We start from the raw sequence: 21,705 nt of genomic DNA, 5'->3' as shown, positions 1-21,705 counted from the left end.
ACCGTATAGCCGTCAGGATTTCAGCCAAGCCGCCGCCGCCCGTCCGGCGCGCAATCCACTGGCGAAGCACGCTGTCAGCAAATACCCCCCGGTCGGCGCCTCCCAGTCCAGCATCTCGCCGGCACAGAACACCCCCGGCATGCCCTTGACCATCAACCCCTCATCCAGCCCCTCGAAACGCACCCCACCGGCGCTGCTGATCGCTTCATCCAGCGGTCGCGTACGCACCAGCGTGATCGGCGAGGCCTTGATCGCCCGGGCCAGCGCCTGTGGGTCGGCAAAGGTCGCCTGATCGGTCAGCTCGCGCAGCAGCGCGGCCTTGACCCCGTCAATCCCCAGCTGGCTGTGCAGGTGCTTGGCCATCGAGCGTGAGCCCCGTGGCTTGGCCAGTGCCTGGGCAATTTTGTCCACAGGCTTGTCCGGCAGCAGGTCGAGCAGCAACAACCCACGCCCTTCACGGTTGATGGCCTCGCGCACGGGTGCTGACCAGGCATACACCAGGCTGCCTTCCACGCCTTGCGCGGTGAGAATGAACTCGCCCTTGCGCGGCGCGCTGCCCGGAATGCTGAGGGCAATGTTCTTCAGCGGAGCACCGGCGAACTTGTCCTTGAGCAAGGGGCTCCAGCCTTGCACTTCAAAACCGCAGTTGCTCGGCTGCAAGGGCGAGATATCCACAGACCGTTCGGCCAGCAGCGCTTGCCAGCTGCCGTCGGAGCCCAATCGCGCCCAGCTGGCACCCCCCAGCGCCAGTACCACGACGGCGGCTTTTACCTGCCGTTCGCCCTGTGGATAAGCAATCCGCAAGGCGCCATCTGTGTGCCAACCCAGCCAGCGATGGCGGGTGTGGATAACTACCCCGCTGTCGCGCAGGCGCTTGAGCCAGGCACGTAGCAACGGCGCGGCTTTCATGTCGGTAGGGAACACCCGGCCAGAGGTGCCGACGAAGGTTTCGATGCCCAGCCCGTGAATCCACTGGCGCAACGCGTCGGCGTCGAAGTCGCGCAGCAGGCCATCGATCTGGCCCTGGCGTTCGGCATAGCGGGCCACGAACGCCGGATAGGGCTCGGAATGGGTGATGTTCATGCCGCCGACGCCCGCCAGCAGGAACTTGCGCCCAACCGAAGGCATGGCATCGAACACCTCGACCGCCAGGCCCGCCTGGGCCATGGCTTCGGCGGCCATCAGGCCGGCAGGGCCGCCACCGATGACGACAGCGAGGGGAGGGGAGGTGGGGCTCAGATCGGGCATGGTGGGCAGCAGACTGTGGAAAAGAGCCGCATTCTAGCGCAGCACTGGCCCTGCAAGCACTGGTCAAAAAATAGTCAGTGTTCTGCAGGCCTTACTGGCTAAGGGCTGCAGCGCCTTTCCCGCAGGTTATCCACAAGCGGTTCCACAGTCATTGTGAACAACCGATGACGCGTGCCGCGCTGTGGTGAAGGATGCCGTGGCGCTTGGCCAGGGCTGCGCGGTCCTTGCTGTAACCGCCGCCGATCACGCCCACCACCGGGATATCGCGGCCCAGGCAGTGACGTAGCACGGCTTCGTCACGGGCGGCAACGCCAGCGTCGGTCAGCTGCAGGTAGCCCAGGGCGTCGTCCTTGTGCACATCGACACCGGCGTCATACAGCACCAGGTCGGGCTGATACAGCGGCAGCAGGTAGTTGAGGGCATCGTCCACCACCTTCAGGTAGGCGGTGTCGCCCATACCTCGGGGCAGGGGAATGTCCCAGTCGCTTTGTGCCTTGCGCGCCGGGAAGTTCTGCTCGCAGTGCAGCGACACGGTGATGGCCTCTGGCGTGTCGTGCAGGATGCGCGCGGTGCCGTCGCCCTGATGCACGTCGCAGTCGAAAATCAGTACCCGGTGTACCCGGCCAGCCGCCAGCAGGTAGCGGCTGATCACTGCCAGGTCGTTGAAGATACAGAAGCCGGCCGGGTGGTCGTAATGGGCATGGTGGGTGCCACCGGCCAGGTGGCAGGCAATGCCATGCTGCAGCGCCATCTCGGCCGTCAGCAGCGAGCCACCGACTGCGCGTACCGTGCGCCGGGCCAGGGCTTCGCTCCAGGGCAGGCCGAGGCGGCGCTGGTCCTCGCGCGACAGCTCGCCGTTCATGTAGCGCTCGATGTAGCTGCGGTCGTGGGCCAGGGCGAGAATATCGTTGGGGCAGATGTCCGGGCGCAGCAGGGCCTGGTCGGTGGTCAGCCCGCTGTCGATCAGGTGGTCGTGCAGCAGGCGGAACTTGTCCATCGGGAAGCGGTGTTCGGCGGGGAACTCCGGGCTGTAGTCTTCGTGGTAGATCAGCGGCAGCGGCATGGGGTGTTCACAATCGGGGCCAGTGCTGATCTTGCCAGTTATCGTCCTGCGCTGGCCAATACGCGTTGCCAGTCCGGCTCGTTCAAGCGCCCGAGGATGCGCGCCTTGCCCGTGCTATCTACCGACACGAACAGAGCACTGGCGTAGCTGCTTTGACGCTCGCCGCCGGCAACGTTCTGCTGGCGAGCGAAATGGTCGATGCAGCCGTTGTGGGTCACCAGCACCAGGTTATGCCCCGCACGCTTGCGCGCCAGCGCCTCGCTGGCGAACTGGCTGTCGCAGGTTTCCAGCCAGCCTTCGCTGGCCACCGCCTGACCGAGGATGAAATGCGCGGTTTGCCGGGTGCGCAGTTTCGGGCTGGTAAGCAGGTCGGCATTGTTCAGGCCCAGCTGGCCCAGCCCCTGGCCAACACGGGCAGCGGCCTGGCTACCGCTCACGGTGATGCCGGTGGGGTCGTCCAGGCAGGGGCCGGGTGCGCTGTCGCAGCGTTCGGCGTGGCGGATCATGACGATCACCGCCCCGTCGGCCCAGTCTTGCAGCAAACCGCTGTCACTCAGTTGTTGCTCATTGCCAAGGTCCACGATATGCGTCCTCGTCGCCAGCCAGGTGGTCAACGCCGCCACGACCATGCACAGGCCAAGGGTGGCACCGAGGGCTTTGCGGGTCAGGCGCCGCTTGCGTCGGGCGTGAATGGCAGAGTGCCCCAGGGTATTGCTCGATTGCATGCATGGCTCCGTTGGCATGGCCGCGTCTGGCACGGCAGAGATGGCGGGATTTTGCTGAGGGGCCTGTCGGGGGGCGGTGAAGGGCGTGTGAAAATTGCATTCGGCGGCTAGCGATTGGGTGAAACCCGCGCCCGCGCCTACGCTGTAAACTGCAAGACGGCAAAACCGGAGCAGGCCCGATGACCCCCATCCTTGAACTGGAAAGCGCACGGCTGGTGCTGCGCCAATGGCACGACGACGATTTGCGCGAGTTCGCCGCGCTGTGCGCCGACCCGCAGGTGATGCGCTACTTCCCGGCACCACTGACGCGCCTTGAGGCCGCGGCGTTGATCGGCCGGGTACGCGGGCACTTCAATGAATATGGCTTTGGTCTGTGGGCCCTTGAGCGCAAGGACAGCGGCGCGTTCATCGGCATGACCGGTTTGCTGCACGTGGGCTTCGACGCCGATTTCACCCCCGCGGTGGAGATTGGCTGGCGCCTGGCCCGCCGCCACTGGGGCCTGGGCTTTGCCAGCGAGGCGGCTTGGACCTGTCTGCGTTGTGCTTTCGCCCAATTGCGCCTGGAGGAAGTGGTGTCGTTCACTAGCCAGAGCAACCTGCCGTCGCAGAAGGTGATGCAAGCCATCGGCATGCAGCAGGACGCAGATGGCAGCTTCGAGCACCCCCGCCTGCCTGAGGGCCACCCGCTGCGCCCGCATGTGCTGTACCGCATCGACCGCGCCCACTGGGAGCGCACCCTGCGCGCCTGAATGCACGGCCATGCCCGGCGCGAATGACAAACACTGTATTATTTGCCCACCTTGGAAGGCGCTGCCTGTTGCACGTTCAGCGCCTGTGAGATCGAGCGCCGCTTGGGCGGCGCATCGCGAGCAAGCTCGCTCCTACGGAGAACCCCCGATGAGTCATGTGTTGGACGACCTGGTCGACCTGTTGAGCCTCGAAGCCATCGAGGAGAACCTGTTCCGTGGGCGCAGCCAGGACCTGGGCTTCCGCCAACTGTACGGTGGGCAAGTGCTGGGGCAGTCGTTGTCGGCAGCCAGCCAGACGGTCGAGGACGCGCGCCATGTGCATTCGTTGCACGGCTACTTCCTGCGCCCGGGCGATGCCAGCCTGCCGGTGGTGTACTCGGTGGACCGCGTGCGCGATGGCGGCAGTTTCAGCACTCGGCGGGTGACGGCGATCCAGAAAGGCCAGACCATCTTCACCTGCAGCGCGTCGTTCCAGTACGACGAGGAAGGGTTCGAGCACCAGGCGCAGATGCCTGAGGTGGTCGGCCCGGAAAACCTGCCCACCGAAGTCGAACTGGCCCGGGCCATGGCCGACCAGTTGCCTGAACGCATTCGCGACAAAGTGCTGTGTGCCAAACCGATCGAGATTCGCCCGGTCACCGAGCGTGACCCGTTCAACCCCAAGCCCGGCGACCCGGTGAAGTACGCCTGGTTCCGCGCCGACGGCAACCTGCCTGACGTGCCTGCCCTGCACAAGTACATGCTGGCCTACGCCTCGGACTTCGGCCTGTTGACCACCGCGTTGCTGCCCCATGGCAAGTCGGTGTGGCAGCGCGACATGCAGATCGCCAGCCTCGATCACTCGCTGTGGTTCCACGGCAACCTGCGTGCCGACGAATGGCTGCTGTACGCCACCGACAGCCCATGGGCCGGTAACTCCCGTGGTTTCTGCCGTGGCAGCATCTTCAACCAGGCCGGGCAACTGGTGGCATCGTCGAGCCAAGAAGGCCTGATTCGCCATCGCAAGGATTGGGCATGAACCTGGGCGAAGTGCGCAACTGGGTGTTCGATATGGACGGCACCCTGACCGTGGCCGTGCACGACTTTGCCGCCATCCGCGTGGCACTGGACATCCCGGCCGAACACGACATTCTCACCCACCTGGCGGCGCTGCCGGCCGATGAGGCGGCGGCCAAGCATGCCTGGTTGCTGGAGCACGAGCGGGACCTGGCGATTGCCTCCACGGCGGCCACCGGGGCGGTGGAACTGGTGCGCGAGTTGGCCGAGCGCGGTTGTCGGCTGGGTATTCTTACCCGCAATGCGCGTGAGCTGGCGCATGTGACGCTGGAAGCCATCGGCCTGGCGGACTGTTTTGCGGTGGAACATATTCTCGGGCGTGACGAAGCTGCGCCCAAGCCGAGCCCGGACGGGCTACTGAAGATTGCCAGTGCCTGGGGTGTGGCGCCCAGCGAGCTGGTGATGGTGGGGGATTACCGCTTTGACCTGGATTGTGGGCGGGCGGCGGGGGCGCGCACGGTGCTGGTGAACCTGCCGGATAACCCTTGGCCGGAACTGGTGGATTGGCATGCGGCCGATTGCCGGGCGTTGAAGGTGATGCTGGGCTGATTCTAGCGCTGGCCTGGGTTCAGCACCGAACCTGTAGGAGCAGCCTTGTGCTGCGAAGGGGCCATTACCAACATGCCTATCTGTTGCTTGTATTGGCCTCTTCGCAGCACAAGGCTGCTCCTACAGGGCCAGCGCTCAACTCAAGAGCAGCGCTGTATCCGCGAAGAGGCCAGACCTGTCTATGCTCAACCCCACTCTTTCCCCTGATACGGAGACTCACCCATGACCAGCAAGGCCATCTACGTACAACCCGGTGGCGGCTACGACAAGGTCGAGGTCGGCACCAGCGAGGCGCCCGAGCCCCAGGCCGGCGAGATCACCGTACGCCTGCACGCCAGTTCCCTCAACTACCACGATTTCGCCGTGGTCAGCGGTATGTGGGGCCCGAGCGAGCGGCGCATCCCCATGGCCGATGGCGCCGGTGAAGTGGTCGCGGTTGGGGCGGGCGTTACCGAGTTCCAGGTCGGCGACAACGTGGTCAGCACCTTCTTCCCCGACTGGCTCGATGGCCAGGCCAATGTCGAGGGCTTTGCCCGGGTGCCCGGTGACGGCATCGATGGCTACGCCCGTGAACAGGTCACCGCCCGCGCCACGGCCTTCACCCTGGCGCCCAAGGGCTTCAGCCATGCCGAGGCTGCCACCCTGACCACTGCCGGCCTTACCGCCTGGCGCGCGTTGATGAGCGATGACCACCTCAAGCCCGGCGACACGGTGCTGGTGCAGGGCACTGGCGGTGTGTCGATCTTCGCCCTGCAGTTCGCCAAGCTGGCCGGCGCCACAGTGATCGCAACTTCGTCCAGCGATGCCAAGTTGGAGCGCCTGAAAGCTTTGGGCGCCGACCACCTGATCAACTACAAGAGCACCCCGGCCTGGGGTGAGCAAGTGCGCGAGCTGACCGGCAACCGCGGCGTCGATCATGTGATCGAAGTGGGCGGCCCGGCGACGCTGGAGCAGTCGATGATTGCCGCGCGCATTGGCGGGCATGTTTCGCTGATCGGCATCCTCACCGGGGTGGCCGGGCAGTTGCCGCTGGTGCAGGCGCTGGTGCGGCAGATTCGCCTGCAAGGGGTGCTGGTGGGCAGCCGTGCGCAGCAGCAGGCCATGGTCCGGGCGATCGATGCCAACGGCTTGCGGCCGGTGGTGGACAAGCACTTCGAGTTGGAGCAGATCGTCGAGGCGTTCCGTTACCAGGAGAGCAACCGGCATTTCGGCAAGATCTGCCTGACCTGGTGAGGTAAGGGCGGCCAGATGTAACGGCCACCCTACAAGCCAATACATTCGCGCACATCGGCAGCACAGGGCGGCTGGCTAGAATGCCCCGCTCTGTTGCGATTGATTCTCTTCAAGAGGATGCCTCGATGTGCCAGTTTCCCCTTTCCTGGCAGCGCTTGCTGCCTGCCTTGTTGCTGTTGGCGACTTGCCTCGGCTTCATCCAACCCGCCAGCGCCGTGCAGGTGACCGATGTGCTAGGGCGCAAGGTGCAGCTCGACCATGCCCCCACGCGCATCGTGCTCGGCGAAGGCCGGCTGTTCTTCGCGTTGGCGCTGCTCGACCGTGACAACCCGTTCCAACGCGTGGTCGGCTGGCAGAACGACATGCGCCTGCTCGACCCTCACACCTATCAGGTGTATGCGCAGCAGTACCCTCAAGTCGCCAAGCTGCCGCTGATCGGCCAGGCTTCCGAGCAGAGCGTCAGCGCCGAACAGATTCTTGCCCTCAAGCCCGACCTGGCCATTTTCAGTATCGCCGGCGAAGGCCCGACGCAGCACAGCCCGGTGGCCGACCTGCTGGAAAAGGCCGGTGTGCCGGTGTTGTTCATCGACTTCCGCGTGCACCCGATCCGCAATACTCGGGTCAGCATGGAGGCGCTGGGTGCCTTGCTGGGGCGTGAACAGCAGGCGCGGGACTACCTGAGCCTGTATGACCGCCACCTGAAACGGGTGACCGACGGCGTAGCCGGGATCAAGGAAAGCGAGCGGCCCAAGGTGTTCCTCGAACTGTTGGCTGGCGTGTGGCAGGCACCGGGGCACACCACCGGCAAGAGCGGTCTGGGCAGCGTGGTCGAGGCTGTGGGTGGGCACAACATCGGCGCCGACGTGGTGCCGGGCGCGCTGGGTGATGTGAGCGTGGAGTATGTGCTGCAGGCTGACCCGGACGTGTACATCGCTACCGGCAATCGTGCGCCGGGCGTGCTGCTGGGGGCCGGTGTATCCGTGGATACGGCACGGCAAAGCCTGGCGAAGATCACCGAACGCCCCGAGTTCGCGCCGCTGCGGCCGATCCGGGCCGGCCAGGCGCATGGCTTGTGGCATGACTTCTACAACTCACCGTTCAATATTCTCGCGGTCGAGGCCATGGCCCGTTGGGTGCACCCGGAGCGCTTCAAGGACATCGACCCGCAGGCCACCATGGGTGAAATCAACCGCTTGCTCAGGGTCGGCCTGGACGGCCAGTACTGGGTCGACGCCCAGTGACCGCGCTGGCTCACGACGGTGCGGCGCTCGCGGCCTGGCACTACCGCCGCCTGCTGTGGCGGCGGGCCTTGCTGGTGTCCGCGCTGGCAGTGTTGCTGCTGCTGTCGGTGCTCGGCGACCTGGCCAGCGGTGCCTCGGGCATGGGCCTTGGGCAATTGCTGCATGGCATGCTCGACCCGGCGACGTTGAGCGCCACCGAGCGGGTGATCATCTGGAACGTGCGCCTTCCGTACTCGCTGATGGCGGTACTGGTGGGGGCGGCCCTGGCGCTTGCCGGTGCCGAAATGCAGGCGATCCTCGACAACCCGCTGGCCAGCCCCTTTACCTTGGGTGTGTCGTCATCGGCGGCGCTCGGTGCCTCGCTGGCGATCGCCTACCCGCTGGGCATCGCCTGGCTGGCGCCGAGCGCCCAGGTGACGGCGATGGCGTTCCTCTTCGCCTGCCTGTCGGTGGTGCTGTTGCAGGCTATGTCGCGCTTGCGTGGCGCCGGGGTGCAGAGCCTGGTGCTGTTCGGCATCGCCCTGGTGTTCAGCTGCAACGCGCTGGTCTCGTTGCTGCAGTTGCTGGCCACCGAGGACGTGCTGCAGCAACTGGTGTTCTGGACCCTGGGCAGCCTGGCCCGGGCCGATTGGCAGAAGCTTGGCATTTTGGCCCTGGTGTTGGCGTTGCTGTTGCCGTTTTCGCTGCGAGCTGCACCGGCCATGACTTTGTTGCGCATGGGCGAAGACCGTGCGCGCAGTTTTGGTGTGGATATGCGGCGCCTGCGTTTTGCCTCGCTGCTGCGCATCAGCCTGTTGTCGGCCACGGCGGTGGCGTTCGTCGGCACCATCGGTTTTGTCGGCCTGGTCGGGCCGCACATCGCCCGGCTGCTGGTCGGTGAAGACCAACGCTTCCTGCTGCCTGCCAGTGCGCTGGTGGGGGCCTTGATGCTGTCGCTGTCGTCGCTTGTCAGCAAGGCGATTTTGCCGGGGGTGATCGTGCCGGTGGGCATTGTTACTGCGTTGGTGGGCGTGCCGGTATTCGTGGTGCTGGTGTTTCGCCGGGGGAGGAGGTTGTGAGCCTGTTGATCGAGGGTGTTTCGGTGGCTTACGGCGCGCGGCAGATCCTGCATGGGGTGAGCCTGCCGGCGTTGCCGACCGGCAGCCTGGTGGCGCTGGTCGGGCCCAATGGCGCGGGCAAGTCTACGTTGCTGCGCGCCCTGGCAGGGCTGGAGCGGATGCGCGGTGGTTTGAGCCTGGATGGGCAGGACATGACGCGTCTGGGGTTTGCCGAGCGTTCGCGTCGCCTGGCCTACATGCCCCAGCAATTGCCGCCGGGAATCGCCCTGGGCGTACTGGAAAGCATTGTGGCGGCCTTGCGCGTAAGCGCTTGCAGCGACCTGCTGGGCAGCGCCTTCGATGCGTTGCGCCAGTTGGGCATTGAGGGGTTGGCCGAGCGCTCGCTGGACAGTTTGTCAGGCGGGCAACGGCAACTGGTGGCATTGGCCCAGTTGCTGGCGCGCAACCCGCAGGTGCTGTTGCTGGACGAGCCGACCAGCGCACTGGACCTGCATTACCAGTTGCGGGTGATGGATGCCGTGCGCGAGCGGGTGCAGGCGCATCGATTGCTGGCGGTGGCCGTGCTGCATGACATCAACCTGGCGGCCAGCCACGCAGATTGGCTGGTGGTGTTGCGTGAGGGCCGGGTGGTGGCCTGCGGGGCGCCGGGGGATGTGCTGCAGCCGGGGCTGTTGGCTGAAGTGTATGGCGTGGAGGCGCGGGTGGAGCGCTGTTCGCAGGGGCGCCTGCAGGTGCTGGTGGACCGGGCGTTGGCTTGACTTTCACGTCGACGCGCAACGGTCTTGCATCATCACTCAGGCTACCGCATCACTCTGTAGGAGCAGCCTTGTGCTGCGAAGAGGCCATTGCAGCCGAGGCTAATCGCTAGCCTTACTGGCCTCTTCGCAGCACAAGGCTGCTCCTACAGGGCTTGTGTTTGCCTTGAAATCGACCGCGCTCTTAGTCTGGTAACAACCGGTCGCGGCTGTTGGACAGGTGCAGGCACACCGCCGCCCGTGCCGCATCCGGGTCTTGCCGGCGGATGGCATTGAGGATCGCCTCGTGCTCCAGGTTGGCCAGGTAGGCTTGCCGCGCCAGCTTGGCCCCGGAGCGTTCGGCCAGGGCCATGCGGTTACGCGGGATCAAGCCGTTGCCCAGCTGCAGCAGCATCTCGGTGAAATACAGGTTGCCGGTGGCCTCGGCAATCAGCAGGTGAAAGCGCCGGTCGGCTTCGATGCAACTGTCGCCAGCAGCGGCCAGGTCCTGATAGTCATCCAGCGCCTGGCGCATGCGTGCCAGTTGCCCTTCATCACGACGTAGCGCGGCCAGCGCTGCGGCCTGGCCCTCCAGGCCAATACGCAGTTCCAGCAGATCGCGCACATTCGCCGCGTTTTCCGCCGCAACGCGCAGCCCAGCCTGGGCCTGGCGCTCCATCACGAAGGTACCGATACCGTGGCGCGGCTCCACCAACCCCGAGGCCTGCAACTTCGACAAGGCTTCGCGGACCACGGTGCGGCTGACCCCGTGCTCACGCACCAAGGTGTTTTCCGAGGGCAGCTTGTCGCCCGGTTTGAAGGTGCCCAGCAAAATGTGCTGGGTCAGGCTGGACACCAGGTCATGGGCTCGGCTGTGGCCGCGTTTGCGGGCGTGTTCGGGTTCCATGTGCGATCCGCTTCTTGTCGTGCTTGTACGACAAGTTAATCGATAGAAATATTTTTTGCCGGTTTTTCTTGTGGTTAAGTCAGCGCATAGCTGAGCTGTTTTTGCATGATCTCAGCAAGATTCCATTGTGACAGCTTGTACTTTGCGATTTTCCCGACGTTGACGATCTTGTCGTACAACTGTGTGGCGCATATGCTCAGCCCCACTGTCATGTCAGACAACCTCGACCCGCACAAAAACAATTAGTGGGAGATCCGCAAGTGAACGACACCCTCGCTCCGTCTGCCCGGCATGAAGGCGACGCGTTGGCCAGTGCCGTGGCCAAGGTCAAGCGCCACGTACTGCCGCTGTTCGTCATCATGTTCATCGTCAACTACCTCGACCGCGTCAACATCGGCTTCGTCCGCCCGCACCTGGAAAGTGACCTGGGCATCAGCGCTGCGGCCTTCGGCTTTGGCGCCGGCTTGTTCTTCATTGGCTACGCGCTGTTCGAAGTACCCTCCAACATGCTGCTGCAGAAGGTAGGGGCACGTCTGTGGCTGACCCGCATCATGTTCACCTGGGGGCTGGTGGCCACGGCCATGGCCTTCGTGCAGAACGAAACCCAGTTCTATGTGCTGCGCTTTTTGCTGGGTGTTGCCGAAGCGGGGTTCTTCCCCGGGGTGATCTACTACTTCACCCGCTGGTTGCCGGCGGCCGAGCGCGGCAAGGCCATTGCCATCTTCCTCAGCGGTTCGGCGCTGGCCTCGCTGATCTCCGGGCCGCTGGCCGGGGCGCTGATGCAGATCCAGGGCTTGGGTATGCACGGCTGGCAATGGATGCTGTTCATCGAAGGCATGGCCTCGGTAGCCCTGTGCTTCTTCGTGTTCTTCTGGCTCGACTCCAAGCCGCAGGACGCCAAGTGGCTGAGCCAGGCCGAGCAGGATGCGTTGGTCGCCACCATCGAACGCGAGCAGCAAGCGCGCGAGGCCATCGGCGCGGTCAAGCCGTCAGCCTGGAGCCTGCTCAAAGACCGCCAGATCGTGCTGTTCTGCCTGATCTACTTCTGCATCCAACTGACCATCTACGCCGCTACCTTCTGGCTGCCGAGCATCATCAAGCGCATGGGCGACCTCAGTGACATGCAGGTCGGGTTCTTCAACTCGATCCCGTGGCTGATCTCGATCCTGGCCATGTACGCCTTCGCCGCCGGTTCCGCACGCTGGAAGTTCCAGCAGGCCTGGGTGGCGGGTGCCCTGCTGGTCGCCGCCATCGGCATGTTCATGTCCACCACCGGGGGGCCGGTGTTCGCCTTCGTTGCGGTGTGCTTCGCCGCGATCGGCTTCAAGTCGGCGTCGTCACTGTTCTGGCCAATCCCGCAGGGCTACCTGGATGCCCGTATCGCGGCGGCCGTGATTGCGCTGATCAACTCGGTCGGCAACCTCGGCGGCTTCGTCGCCCCCACCACCTTCGGCCTGCTGGAACAGCAGACCGGCTCGATCCAGGGCGGGCTGTACGGCCTGGCGGTGACCTCGGTGCTGGCGGCCATCGCCATCTTCTTCGTACGCACTCGCCCCAAGGGCGCCCCTTCCGATGACCTAAAGGCCCCTTCGGCCCTGGGCCAGATCCACTGATGACTGCGAGACAATAATCATGAACATGCAGACCAACCCCGCCGTTCACACCACCACCCCGGTGGTCACCGACCTGCGCGTGATCCCCGTCGCCGGCCATGACAGCATGCTGCTCAACCTCAGCGGCGCCCATGGCCCGTATTTCACCCGCAACGTGGTGGTGCTGCGCGACAGCGCCGGCAACACCGGCCTGGGCGAAGTGCCCGGCGGCGAGAAGATTCGCCAGACCCTGGAGGACGCCCGCAGCCTGGTGCTCGGCCAGCCAATCGGCCACTACCAGCGCGTGCTCAATGCCATGCGCCAGACCTTCGCCAACCGCGACTCGGCGGGGCGTGGCCTGCAAACCTTCGACCTGCGCATTACCGTGCATGCGGTGACCGCCATCGAATCGGCGCTGCTCGACTTGCTCGGTCAGCACCTGAACGTGCCGATGGCGGCTCTGCTGGGCGAGGGGCAGCAACGCGATGCAGTGAAGATGCTCGGCTATTTGTTCTATATCGGTGACCGCCAGCAGACTGACCTGGCTTACCGCAACGAAACCGATAGCGATGAAGACTGGTTCCGCCTGCGTCACGAAAAGGCCCTGACCGCGGAAGCGGTGGTACGCCTGGCCGAGGCCGCCAAGGCGCGCTATGGCTTCAGCGACTTCAAGCTCAAGGGCGGGGTATTGCGGGGCGAGGAGGAGATGGAAGCGGTGACGGCCTTGGCCGAGCGCTTCCCTGAAGCGCGCATCACCCTCGACCCGAACGGCGCCTGGTCATTGAAAGAGGCCATTGCCCTGTGCCGCGACAAGCACAACGTGCTGGCCTACGCCGAAGACCCCTGCGGTGCCGAGAACGGTTACTCGGGCCGCGAGGTGATGGCCGAGTTCCGCCGCGCCACCGGTCTGCCCACCGCCACCAACATGATCGCCACCGACTGGCGCCAGATGGGCCATGCGATCCAGTTGCAGTCGGTGGACATTCCGCTGGCCGACCCGCACTTCTGGACCTTGCAGGGTTCGGTACGGGTGGCGCAGATGTGCAACGACTGGGGGCTGACCTGGGGGTCTCACTCCAACAATCACTTCGACATTTCGCTGGCGATGTTCACCCAGGTGGCAGCTGCGGCGCCGGGCGAGATCACCGCAATCGACACCCACTGGATCTGGCAGGACGGCCAACGCCTGACCCGCGAGCCGCTGCGCATTGTCGACGGCCATGTGCGGGTGCCGGCGCGGCCGGGGCTGGGGGTGGAGCTGGATGAAGACCAGCTGGCCAAGGCGCATGAGTGCTACCGCAACATGGGCCTTGGCGCGCGGGATGACAGCGTGGCGATGCAGTACCTGATACCGGGTTGGTGCTTCGATAACAAGCGGCCTTGCCTGGTGCGTTAACCAACAAGCCTGTGCGGTCCCTGTAGGAGCAGCCTTGCGCTGCGAAGAGGCCGGCACAGGCAACCCACATCCAAATGAAAAACAAAAGCGCCAAACGGCCCGGTGGCGCAATCGGGCATGCCATTCGCGACATCTGGCGTTAATGGAATTGCCCTGTCGTGATCGAACAGTTCCGGGGCGTTCTCGTGTAATTTCCCACCGCCATGCGGGGCTTAAATGAAGCCCGACCCGCACTGCCACGTTGCTCTGTGATGCGCGCCAAAAATCCACAACAGTGCGCGAGTAACGTGTCGACTTATTGAATTCAAAGGAGATATTTTCGCCTACGCCTGCCCGTCCATCCTTGTGTCAGCAAAAAGAGAACAACATCAATGAACACCGTGGGATCTGATGGCAACCTTGCACAAGGTTTCAAGCCACGTCATGTAACGATGCTGTCCATCGCCGGCATCATCGGCGCCGGACTTTTCGTAGGCTCTGGCCATGCCATCGCGGCAGCCGGGCCAGCAACCATAATTTCCTATTTCGTGGCCGGGACCTTGGTGGTACTGGTCATGCGCATGCTCGGCGAAATGGCCGTGGCACACCCTGACACCGGATCGTTTTCCACCTATGCCGACCAGGCCATCGGGCGCTGGGCCGGCTACACCATCGGCTGGTTGTACTGGTGGTTCTGGGTGCTGGTCATCCCTATCGAAGCGCTGGCCGCCGGGCATGTGTTGAACGCCTGGTTCCCGCAGGTGGACAGCTGGATTTTCGCCCTGGCTTCGGTGCTGCTGCTGGCCGGTACCAACTTGTTCAGCGTGGCCAAGTACGGCGAGTTCGAGTTCTGGTTCGCCATCCTCAAGGTCACCGCCATTCTTGGCTTCATCGGCCTGGGCTTCGCCGCACTCATGGGCTGGCTGCCCAACCGTGAGGTCAGCGGGTTGAGCGGGTTGATGGCCGAGTACGGCGGCTTTGCGCCGAAGGGCTGGTCGGCGGTGGTCGGTGCGTTCATTACCGTGATGTTCAGCTTCATCGGCACCGAGGCGGTGACCATCGCGGCGTCCGAGTCCAGCGACCCGTCGCGCAACATCGCCAAGGCCACCCGCTCGGTGATCTGGCGTATCAGCACCTTCTACATCCTGTCGATCTTCGTGATCATCTCGGTGGTGCCGTGGAACGACCCGCAGCTGGCGGTGGTGGGCTCGTACCAGCGCGCGCTGGAAATCATGAACATCCCCAATGCGGCGTTCATGGTCGACCTGGTGGTGCTGGTGGCCGTGACCAGCTGCATGAACTCGTCGATCTACATCGCTTCGCGGATGATGTACTCGCTGGCCAAGCGCGGTGACGCCCCGGCCTTCCTCAACAAAACCTCCAAGGTCGGCGTACCGCGTGCCGCGGTGTTCGGCAGCACCCTGATCGGTGCGGCCATCGCCATCCTCAACTACTTCGCACCGAAGGGCGTGTTCGAATTCCTGCTGGCAAGCTCCGGCGCCATCGCCCTGCTGGTGTACATGGTCATCGCCATCTCGCAGCTGCGCATGCGCCGCCGCCTGGAGCGGGAAAACACCGAGCTGAAGTTCCGTATGTGGCTGTTCCCGTACCTGACCTGGGCGGTGATCGTCTTCATTGCCGGGGCGCTGGCGGTGATGATGTACACGCCTGAGCATCGGGCGGAGGTGAGTTCCACATTGGGCCTGGCGATCGTGATTTCCTTCCTGGGGATCGTGACCTCGCGGGGCCATGCGCAACCGGTGGGGGTGCGGTCGATGGGGTGATTGAGTTCACCGGGTGGTAGGGCAAAGGGCACTCGTGGATGGGTGCCCTTTGTTTTTTGAAACACTTGTTTGGCCGCGCGGGCGGTCGGCGTGGGGCTTGCCCGGCGTAGACTCCTCTTCGAATTCATGAGGGAGTCGATGCATGAGCGCAGAACAACAAAGGCCACAAGTGCCAGTGGCCCCATCGTCGATTAAGGATGACCGCTTTGATGAGGTACTGGCATTGATCCAAGGGGCCAGACAGCGGGTGGTGCAGACGGTCAACACGCAGTTGATCGAGCTGTACTGGCAAGTCGGTGCCTACATCAGTCGCAAGCTGGAGCAGGCGGAGTGGGGCGACTCGGTGGTCAGTCAGTTGGCTGCTCATCTTGCTCGAACGCAACCTGGCTTGCGTGGGTTCACGCGTGCGAATTTGTTCCGGATGCGTCAGTTCTACGATTCATATCGCGGCGATGAGAAAGTCGCACCACTGGTGCGACAATTGTCTTGGAGTCACAACCTTATCATTCTGGGGCAGTGCAAGCAGCGTGATGAGTGCGAGTTTTATGTGCGGATGGCCGTTCAGGAGCGTTGGTCGCGGCGTGAGCTTGAGCGTCAACTTAAAGCCGCTCTGTATGAGCGCTGCGTTGCTAACCCGGCAAAAGTTTCGGCAGCACTGAGGCAGAACTATCCTGCGGCCATGGACGTTTTTCGGGATGCCTACATGGTCGAGTTTCTTGGTCTGCCTGGTGTGCATGCCGAATCAGACCTGCATTGCGCATTGATGGACCGGCTCAAACAGTTCCTGATCGAGTTGGGTAGGGATTTCTGCTTCGTCGGCTCGCAATACCCGCTTCAGGTCGGCGGCCGTGACTTCGCACTCGACTTGCTGTTCTTCCACCGTGGCCTCAACTGCCTGGTAGCGATCGAACTGAAAGTCGGTCGCTTCGAGCCAGAGTACCTGGGCAAGCTGGATTTCTATCTCGAAGCACTGGACCGCAATGAGCGCAAGCCTCATGAAAACCCCGCCATCGGTGTATTGCTATGCGCCAGCAGAGACTACGAGGTGGTTGAGTACGCACTCAATCGCAGTTTGTCCCCAGCGCTGATTGCCGAGTATCAAACGCGCTTGCCGGACAAGGCATTGCTGCAAGCCAAGCTGCATGAGTTCTATGCCTTGGGTACTGCAGACGATCCGAGCGCTTGAGCATTCATCAAGTGCCTTCTATCACGCTTTGCACATACCGCATCACTGCCGGCGCCTTTTCGAATCGCCGGTGGATCAGGCTCAGCCACGAACTGGCCTGGCAGTCGACTATTCGCCGGTAGTTCACCTGCGGCAGGCTAATGCGCTGTACGACCGATTCCGGGACCACGGCAATGCCTTGGCCGAGGGACACCAGGGTAATCACTGCCACCAGGCTGCCGGGTTGCGGGCCGAGCCGTGGCACGAAACCACCTTGTGCGGCCACCTCCAGCGTGCCGGAAATCTGCTCGGGCAGGATGAAGGTTTCATTGGCCAGGCGCGCGGCCGGGATCTGTGGCACTTCATTGATCCGTGAGCGGGCGGGCAGGGCGAGGACGAAGCCTTCCTGGCGTAGGGCAATGGCTTCGAGTGCTTCCGGCAACTCCATGGGCGAGCGCACATAGGCCAGGTCCAGCAGGCCATCGCGGACCATGCCGGGCAGTTCGGCCATGGGCAGTTCGCGGATGTTCAGGCGTACACCGGGGCAGGTTTCGCTGTAGTGGCTGACCTGCTGCTGAAGCATGCCCGAGTAAGCGGCCGAGGCCACGTAGCCCAGCTCGATGCGCCCGCTTTCGCCACGGGCGGCGCACTGTGCGCCCAGTTGTGCGGCGTCGAACTGGCGCACGGCCTGTTCGGCTTCGATCAGCAGCGCCTGGCCGGCGGCGGTGAGGTTGACCTCGCGCTGGTTACGCTCGAACAGGCGCACGCCCAGTTCGCGCTCCATGTCCTGGATCTGCCGGCTGAGGGTGGGCGGGGCGATGCCCAGTTGCTCGGCGGCCCGGGTGAAATGGCCGTGGCGGGCGACGCAGAGGAAGTAGCGGAAATGGCGGATTTCCATGGGTGTTACCTACAGGGTAATGACGCAGGCCGCCGGGGCTAACAAGGTTTGGGGTTGGCGGCGTTAGGGTAGGGCCAACACTACAAGGCTGGCGCTGATACGACCAGCCTGCATCTGGAGCCTGCCATGCCTGCCCCTTCAGCACGCTTTACCTTGCTTACCGCCTCCCTGGTCTGCGCCCTGATCATCCTCGACACCAACATCGTCGCGGTCAGCCTGCCCAGTATCGCGCGCGACCTGTCCGGCTCGTTCGCCGATATCGAATGGGTGGTCAGCGCCTACTTGCTCGCCTTCGCCGCTTGCCTGTTGCCCGCCGGTAGCCTGGCCGACCGCTTCGGCCGGCGGCGCATGCTGCTGCTCGGCCTGGGGCTGTTCGGCATCGCTTCGCTGGCCTGCGGCGCGGCGCCCAGCTTGCTGTTCCTCGACCTGGCCAGGGCCGCCAAGGGGATTGGCGCTGCGTTGCTGCTGACCTCGGCCCTGGCGGCGATCGGCAACCGCTTCCATCAACCACAGGAGCGCATGCGTGCCTGGGCCTTCTGGGGCGCCTGCATGGGCGCCACCATCACCTTTGCGCCGCTGCTGGGTGGGGTGATTGCCAGTACCTTGGGCTGGCGCTGGATCTTCTACATCAACCTGCCGCTGGTGGCACTGTTGGCGGTCATGGTCATGGCCAGCATCGAGGAGTCTCGCGACAGTGCGGCGGCGCGGCTCGACCCCTGGGGCAGCCTCACCTTCGCTGGCGGCCTGGGCTACCTGATCTGGGCGATGATCGATGCCAACCAGGTGGGCTGGGGCAGCGCGCAAACCCTTGGCCGGTTGGTGATCAGCGCCTTCCTGTTCGGCCTGTTCGTCATGGTCGAACGCAGCCAGGTGCGGCCAATGATCGACTTGCGACTGATGCGCAGCGGGCGTTTCGTGGGGGCTTTGCTAGGTATGTTTGCCTACGCCGCCTGCGCCCAGGTAATGATGACCCTGCTGCCGCTGTACTTGCAGAACGGTCTGCAACTGTCGGCCTTGGCCGCGGGTGCAGGCATGTTGCCGTTCGCCGTCGCCATGCTGCTGACGCCGCGTCTGGGCATGCGCCTGGCTACCCGCTTGAGCCCGGCGCAGGTGTTCGCGCTGGGCCTGGTGCTGGTGGGCACGGGCAATTTGCTGTGTGCCTGGGCCACGCGCCACGGCGGCTATGGCGCATTTGCCCTGGCCAGCCTGGTGCTGGGCGCTGGCGCCGGGCTGCTCAATGGCGATACGCAGAAAAACATCATGGCCTGCGTACCGCGTGAACGCACCGGGATGGCCTCGGGCCTCAGCACCACCACGCGGTTCGGGGCGATCGTGCTGGCCATTGGCGTACTCGGCGGCGTGCTCGCTGCCCGTAGCGGGCAGTTGCTGCAGGAGGCCATGGCCAGCGTGGCACCCGCACAATCGAGCCAGGTTGCCGCGATGGCCACGCGCGTTGCGGCGGGTGACCTGCAGGCGGCGCTGGCCCTGATCGAACCCGGCTTGCGTGAGGCCGTGGCGCCTTTGGCCCGCCAGGCGTTCATGGGCGGTTTCGAGGCTGTGCTACAGGTCGCGGGTGTGGCAGCGCTGTTGTTCGCGCTGCTGGTCGGCGCGCTGCTGAGCCGACCCCTGCCGGCCATGCAAGAGGGGTTGCTGGCCGAGGGGCGGCCCTGAAGCGGGCAGGCATCGTGCAATGATCTAAAAATAAATGAGGTGTTTTATCATTCTCGTTCGGCTTGTAGAGAAGGCCGGAATACAGGCCAGTCCGCCGACCCCTCTACGGAGCGAGAAAAATGAGTTCTACCCCGGTTCCACAGCGCCACCCATTGAGCCGTGCTGTGCACGCTGCTTTCCTGGGCCTGGTTGTCAGTAGCTGTGCGCTGCCTGCGCTGGCGCAATCGGCAAGCGCTGAACACAGCAACCAGGCCCAGCAATGGAACATCCCAAGTGGCCCATTGGCACCGGCGCTGGACCGCTTTGCTCGGCAGGCGGGTATCAGCCTGTCCTTCGATGCCCAGAGCGTAGCCAACCGCAACACGGCGGGTGTGCAAGGCACCCTGGGAACGTCGACTGCACTCGCGTTGTTGTTGCAGGGCACCGAGCTTCAGGCCGAGCAGCAAGGCCCCAGTGCTTATCTGGTGGTACCGCAGCCCAAGCCTACCGGCCCGCTGGAGCTGGGCGCCAGCGAGGACTACCGCCTGGCACCGGTCATCATCAATGCCAAGGTCAAGGCCAGCGCAGACGATGACAGCAACTCGGTGGTCGCCAAAGAACTGTGGGTAGGCGGCAAGGTGGCGACCAGCATTCTCAACACGCCAGCCTCCGTGTCGGTGGTGACCAACAAGGAAATGCAGCAGCGCAGCGTCAGCACCACCGAAGAGGCGCTGCAGTACACCCCCGGCGTGGTCAGCGACTACTACGGTTCGGACGACCGTAACGATTACTTTCTGATCCGCGGCTTCCAGGCCACCACCTACCGTGACGGCCTCACCCTCAGCTCGATGCGCGGCGTGCGCGAAGACCCTTACGCCTACGAGCGCATAGAAATTCTGCGTGGTGCCAACTCCACGCTGTTCGGCCCGGCAGACCCAGGCGGCTCGGTCAACTTCGTGACCAAGCAACCGCGCTTCGAGAAGTTCGGCCAGGGCTACGTGACCTACGGCTCCTACAACCATGCCGAGACCGGTATCGATGTGGGCGATGCGCTCAACGACGAGCAAACCCTGGCCGGCCGCTTCACGGCCAAGATGCAGAACAGCGACCGAGAGTACGACCACTCCCAGGACGACAACCGGTTCGTGATGGGCGGCCTGACCTGGGCGCCGACTGACTTCACCTCGGCCACCATGATGCTCGACTACCTGAAAACCGATAGCTCGCCCAACAGTGGCGGCTACCCGCTGGACAAGGAGTACGACCGCAGCGATTTCTATGGCGAGCCCAGCTACAACTTCCACAATGTCGAGCGCACCAGCCTGAGCGGCAACATCACCCATGACTTCGACAACGGCTTCGTGCTGCGCAGCAACCTGCGCTACAGCGAGCTGAGCGATGACTTTGGCTACGCGTACCTGAGCGACAGCGCCTCGCGTGTCGGCACCACCATTCCTCGCTACATCTTCGGCACCGACAGCGATGCCGACCAGCTCAATGGCAACCTGATGCTGCAGTACGATGCCCAGTTCGAGCACATCGACAGCAGCACCCTGGTGGGCGTGGAGTACCTCGACTCGACCACCAAGCAGAGTTCGGTCTACGGCCTGGCGCCGTCCATCGACATCGCCAACCCGGTGTTCACCGGCGTACCAGGCGGCATCACGCCCTATACCCGCAAGAAGAACGACGCCACCACCAAGGCCGTGTTCCTGCAGCAGAACCTGTCGTTCTTCGACCGCGTCATCGCCACCGCAGGCGTGCGTAACGACTCGATGGACCTGTCCAGCAAGGAGTACATCGGTGGCGAGCAGACCGAGAAGGACAACTTCTCCGAAACCTCCTACCGCGCGGCGCTGACCTATATCGTCAACGACGAAGTGTCTACCTATGTGAGCATGGTGGAGTCTGTCTCGCCGCCACAGGTTGGCGTTACACCGCAAACGGGCCGGCAGTATGAAGTGGGCGTGAAGTATTCGCCCATGGGGATGGACGCACTGTTCTCGGCCGCCGTTTATGACCTGACCCAGGAGAACGTGACCATTGCCGTGGTGCTGCCAAGCGGCATCATCGAGCAGCAGACGGTGGGCGAGTCGCGCGTGCGTGGTCTGGACCTGGAAGCCAAGGCGCAAGTCACGCCAGACATCAGCGTGATTGGTGCTTACTCCTACATGGAGTCCGAGGTGCTGCGCGGGTCGCTGTGGAACGGTGCCTCGCTCAAGGGCAATGAGTTTGCCACTGCGCCGAAACACACCGCATCGCTGTGGAGCTACTACGACGTGCCTGGCACGGATGTAAGCGTCGGCCTGGGCGCGCGGTATGTGGGGGCGTATTACATGGATGCCGCCAATACCAAGAAAAGCGATGGGACCACGTTGTTCGACGCAGCGTTGAACTACAAGATCGCCAAGGGCACCGACCTGGCGCTGAATGTCAGCAACCTGTTCGATGAGCAGCATGTGGTTGGGTCGGGGACGGCGAACTACTACAACCCGGGGCGCGAGGTTACCGCCAAGCTGAGCTACAGCTGGTAAGGCAAGCACAGGCCTTGTAGGAGCAGCCTTGTGCTGCGAAGAGGCCGGTATGGCTGATGGATAGCTGCCAGGCATACCGGCCTCTTCGCAGCACAAGGCTGCTCCTACAGGGAGCGGCGCTGTGCGTCGGGATGAGCAGTTACA

General features: G+C 64.0%; 18 protein-coding genes. 13 read left to right on the top strand and 5 right to left on the bottom strand.

Translation table 11 applies throughout. From position 1 onward, the window contains the following. Positions 1-12 precede the first annotated feature (12 nt). From ACNFBR_RS00540 to ACNFBR_RS00530, 3 genes are all read right to left on the bottom strand, one after another. A complete protein-coding gene (locus tag ACNFBR_RS00540) occupies positions 13-1,248 on the bottom strand; it encodes a TIGR03862 family flavoprotein (RefSeq protein WP_416733246.1) in 1,236 nt (411 codons plus the stop codon). 148 nt (positions 1,249-1,396) lie between these two features. Continuing rightward, positions 1,397-2,311: a histone deacetylase gene (locus ACNFBR_RS00535; RefSeq protein ID WP_416733245.1), complete on the bottom strand. Its 915-nt coding sequence runs from the start codon at positions 2,309-2,311 to the stop codon at positions 1,397-1,399. Between the two features lie 38 nt (positions 2,312-2,349). Then, complete coding sequence (locus ACNFBR_RS00530; protein ID WP_416733244.1) at positions 2,350-3,036, bottom strand: histidine phosphatase family protein; 687 nt, start codon at positions 3,034-3,036, stop codon at positions 2,350-2,352. A gap of 179 nt (positions 3,037-3,215) precedes the next feature. Between ACNFBR_RS00530 and ACNFBR_RS00525 the strand changes: the two genes are divergently transcribed. From ACNFBR_RS00525 to ACNFBR_RS00495, 7 genes are all read left to right on the top strand, one after another. Further along, on the top strand, positions 3,216-3,785 hold the full coding sequence (locus ACNFBR_RS00525) for a GNAT family N-acetyltransferase (RefSeq protein WP_416733243.1): 570 nt from the start codon (positions 3,216-3,218) through the stop codon (positions 3,783-3,785). Positions 3,786-3,933: 148 nt separating this feature from the next. Continuing rightward, positions 3,934-4,803 carry an acyl-CoA thioesterase II gene (gene tesB, locus ACNFBR_RS00520; protein WP_416733242.1) on the top strand — a complete coding sequence of 290 codons (870 nt, stop codon included), beginning with the start codon at positions 3,934-3,936 and terminating at the stop codon, positions 4,801-4,803. Further along, positions 4,800-5,390, top strand: coding sequence for an HAD family hydrolase (locus ACNFBR_RS00515; RefSeq protein WP_416733241.1), 591 nt, complete (start codon positions 4,800-4,802; stop codon positions 5,388-5,390). Before tesB ends, ACNFBR_RS00515 begins: the two co-directional genes overlap by 4 nt. A gap of 222 nt (positions 5,391-5,612) precedes the next feature. After that, entirely contained in the window at positions 5,613-6,623 is a 1,011-nt protein-coding gene (locus tag ACNFBR_RS00510; protein WP_416733240.1) for a zinc-dependent alcohol dehydrogenase family protein, read from the top strand. A gap of 125 nt (positions 6,624-6,748) precedes the next feature. Next, the gene (locus tag ACNFBR_RS00505; protein WP_416733239.1) at positions 6,749-7,864 is read left to right on the top strand and encodes an ABC transporter substrate-binding protein; all 1,116 of its coding nucleotides are present in this window, start codon (positions 6,749-6,751) and stop codon (positions 7,862-7,864) included. Next, on the top strand, positions 7,861-8,922 hold the full coding sequence (locus ACNFBR_RS00500) for a FecCD family ABC transporter permease (protein ID WP_416733238.1): 1,062 nt from the start codon (positions 7,861-7,863) through the stop codon (positions 8,920-8,922). The genes ACNFBR_RS00505 and ACNFBR_RS00500 overlap by 4 nt, the downstream gene beginning before the upstream one ends. Next, positions 8,919-9,680: an ABC transporter ATP-binding protein gene (locus ACNFBR_RS00495; RefSeq protein WP_416733237.1), complete on the top strand. Its 762-nt coding sequence runs from the start codon at positions 8,919-8,921 to the stop codon at positions 9,678-9,680. The genes ACNFBR_RS00500 and ACNFBR_RS00495 overlap by 4 nt, the downstream gene beginning before the upstream one ends. Before the next feature lie 181 nt (positions 9,681-9,861). On the opposite strand, the gene ACNFBR_RS00490 is transcribed toward ACNFBR_RS00495, so the two are convergent. Further along, the gene (locus ACNFBR_RS00490; RefSeq protein ID WP_416733236.1) at positions 9,862-10,563 is read right to left on the bottom strand and encodes a FadR/GntR family transcriptional regulator; all 702 of its coding nucleotides are present in this window, start codon (positions 10,561-10,563) and stop codon (positions 9,862-9,864) included. Between the two features lie 260 nt (positions 10,564-10,823). Between ACNFBR_RS00490 and ACNFBR_RS00485 the strand changes: the two genes are divergently transcribed. The 4 genes from ACNFBR_RS00485 (at position 10,824) to ACNFBR_RS00470 (ending at position 16,500) form a co-directional block, all read left to right on the top strand. Continuing rightward, a complete protein-coding gene (locus ACNFBR_RS00485; protein WP_416733235.1) occupies positions 10,824-12,176 on the top strand; it encodes an MFS transporter in 1,353 nt (450 codons plus the stop codon). A 19-nt stretch (positions 12,177-12,195) separates the two neighbouring features. Then, the gene (gene gudD / locus ACNFBR_RS00480; protein WP_416733234.1) at positions 12,196-13,551 is read left to right on the top strand and encodes a glucarate dehydratase; all 1,356 of its coding nucleotides are present in this window, start codon (positions 12,196-12,198) and stop codon (positions 13,549-13,551) included. Positions 13,552-13,922: 371 nt separating this feature from the next. Continuing rightward, positions 13,923-15,314, top strand: coding sequence for an amino acid permease (locus tag ACNFBR_RS00475; RefSeq protein WP_416733233.1), 1,392 nt, complete (start codon positions 13,923-13,925; stop codon positions 15,312-15,314). 142 nt (positions 15,315-15,456) lie between these two features. Continuing rightward, positions 15,457-16,500, top strand: coding sequence for a PDDEXK nuclease domain-containing protein (locus tag ACNFBR_RS00470; protein WP_416733232.1), 1,044 nt, complete (start codon positions 15,457-15,459; stop codon positions 16,498-16,500). A 7-nt stretch (positions 16,501-16,507) separates the two neighbouring features. Here ACNFBR_RS00470 and ACNFBR_RS00465 read toward each other — a convergent pair whose 3' ends face one another. Next, complete coding sequence (locus ACNFBR_RS00465) at positions 16,508-17,377, bottom strand: LysR family transcriptional regulator (protein WP_416733231.1); 870 nt, start codon at positions 17,375-17,377, stop codon at positions 16,508-16,510. A 126-nt stretch (positions 17,378-17,503) separates the two neighbouring features. Between ACNFBR_RS00465 and ACNFBR_RS00460 the strand changes: the two genes are divergently transcribed. Together ACNFBR_RS00460 and ACNFBR_RS00455 are read left to right on the top strand one after the other, a co-directional pair. After that, the gene (locus ACNFBR_RS00460) at positions 17,504-19,048 is read left to right on the top strand and encodes an MFS transporter (RefSeq protein ID WP_416733230.1); all 1,545 of its coding nucleotides are present in this window, start codon (positions 17,504-17,506) and stop codon (positions 19,046-19,048) included. A gap of 119 nt (positions 19,049-19,167) precedes the next feature. Beyond that, the gene (locus ACNFBR_RS00455; protein WP_416733229.1) at positions 19,168-21,561 is read left to right on the top strand and encodes a TonB-dependent siderophore receptor; all 2,394 of its coding nucleotides are present in this window, start codon (positions 19,168-19,170) and stop codon (positions 21,559-21,561) included. Positions 21,562-21,705 lie beyond the last annotated feature (144 nt).

This window comes from Pseudomonas sp. NY11955 (genome assembly GCF_048068035.1).
Taxonomy (GTDB): domain Bacteria; phylum Pseudomonadota; class Gammaproteobacteria; order Pseudomonadales; family Pseudomonadaceae; genus Aquipseudomonas.
The sequence above is the reverse complement of the archived record's forward strand: the minus strand, read 5'-3'. Positions and strand labels throughout refer to the sequence as shown.

What these genes read in the sequence shown, in the direction of transcription:
- ACNFBR_RS00540 (WP_416733246.1), bottom strand. Translation starts at nt 1,248, where the DNA reads ATGCCCGATCTGAGCCCCACCTCCCCTCCCCTCGCTGTCGTCATCGGT.
- ACNFBR_RS00535 (WP_416733245.1), bottom strand. Translation starts at nt 2,311, where the DNA reads ATGCCGCTGCCGCTGATCTACCACGAAGACTACAGCCCGGAGTTCCCC.
- ACNFBR_RS00530 (WP_416733244.1), bottom strand. Translation starts at nt 3,036, where the DNA reads ATGCAATCGAGCAATACCCTGGGGCACTCTGCCATTCACGCCCGACGC.
- ACNFBR_RS00525 (WP_416733243.1), top strand. Translation starts at nt 3,216, where the DNA reads ATGACCCCCATCCTTGAACTGGAAAGCGCACGGCTGGTGCTGCGCCAA.
- tesB (WP_416733242.1), top strand. Translation starts at nt 3,934, where the DNA reads ATGAGTCATGTGTTGGACGACCTGGTCGACCTGTTGAGCCTCGAAGCC.
- ACNFBR_RS00515 (WP_416733241.1), top strand. Translation starts at nt 4,800, where the DNA reads ATGAACCTGGGCGAAGTGCGCAACTGGGTGTTCGATATGGACGGCACC.
- ACNFBR_RS00510 (WP_416733240.1), top strand. Translation starts at nt 5,613, where the DNA reads ATGACCAGCAAGGCCATCTACGTACAACCCGGTGGCGGCTACGACAAG.
- ACNFBR_RS00505 (WP_416733239.1), top strand. Translation starts at nt 6,749, where the DNA reads ATGTGCCAGTTTCCCCTTTCCTGGCAGCGCTTGCTGCCTGCCTTGTTG.
- ACNFBR_RS00490 (WP_416733236.1), bottom strand. Translation starts at nt 10,563, where the DNA reads ATGGAACCCGAACACGCCCGCAAACGCGGCCACAGCCGAGCCCATGAC.
- gudD (WP_416733234.1), top strand. Translation starts at nt 12,196, where the DNA reads ATGAACATGCAGACCAACCCCGCCGTTCACACCACCACCCCGGTGGTC.
- ACNFBR_RS00475 (WP_416733233.1), top strand. Translation starts at nt 13,923, where the DNA reads ATGAACACCGTGGGATCTGATGGCAACCTTGCACAAGGTTTCAAGCCA.
- ACNFBR_RS00470 (WP_416733232.1), top strand. Translation starts at nt 15,457, where the DNA reads ATGAGCGCAGAACAACAAAGGCCACAAGTGCCAGTGGCCCCATCGTCG.
- ACNFBR_RS00465 (WP_416733231.1), bottom strand. Translation starts at nt 17,377, where the DNA reads ATGGAAATCCGCCATTTCCGCTACTTCCTCTGCGTCGCCCGCCACGGC.
- ACNFBR_RS00460 (WP_416733230.1), top strand. Translation starts at nt 17,504, where the DNA reads ATGCCTGCCCCTTCAGCACGCTTTACCTTGCTTACCGCCTCCCTGGTC.
- ACNFBR_RS00455 (WP_416733229.1), top strand. Translation starts at nt 19,168, where the DNA reads ATGAGTTCTACCCCGGTTCCACAGCGCCACCCATTGAGCCGTGCTGTG.